The organism is Pseudomonas sp. 86_A (assembly GCF_017491705.1).
GTDB lineage: Bacteria > Pseudomonadota > Gammaproteobacteria > Pseudomonadales > Pseudomonadaceae > Aquipseudomonas > Aquipseudomonas koreensis.
In genome coordinates this window covers 1-501 of record NZ_JAFGYS010000089.1, presented here as the reverse complement: position 1 = coordinate 501, position 501 = coordinate 1, and the positions used below count along the sequence as shown (strand labels likewise).

Annotated in this window: 1 protein-coding gene; it reads left to right on the top strand. The window is 66.1% G+C overall.

The genetic code is table 11. The annotated features are described in order from the left end of the window. Positions 1 to 440: multicopper oxidase domain-containing protein (locus J5M57_RS28125; RefSeq protein WP_207938496.1), on the top strand; the 440-nt coding region annotated here is incomplete at its 5' end. Positions 441 to 501 lie beyond the last annotated feature (61 nt).

Sequence of the window (501 nt, the reverse complement as noted above, 5' to 3'; positions counted from 1 at the left end):
CCTTGCGCGCGCTCGGCGAGCCGGTCGCGCGCAAGGAGGTCGTGTTCGGCGAGCAGATGGACATGGCCGCGATGATGCGCGCGGGCGCGCATGGTCGACCGGCCGGCATGCGCTTCATGGTGAACGGCGTGACGTTCGAGCCGCATCGCGCGACGCTGACGAGCCGGCGCGGCGAGAACGAATCATGGACGATTCGCAACGAAACCGACATGGATCACCCGTTTCATCTGCCCGGCACGCAATTCCAGGTCGTCGAGCGCGAGATCGACGGCGAGACGACGCCCGAGCCCTATCGCGCGTGGCGCGACACGGTGAACGTTCGGAAGGGCGAGCGCGTGCGGATTCTCACGACGCAGACCGAGCGCGGCGAGCGCATGTTCCACTGCCACATTCTCGAGCACGAGGATCTCGGGATGATGGGGACGCTGAAAGTCGTTTGAAATACGCGGCGAACGCGTTGAGTCACCGAGCGCACACTCGGTTCGCGCGACGGCGTTCGAG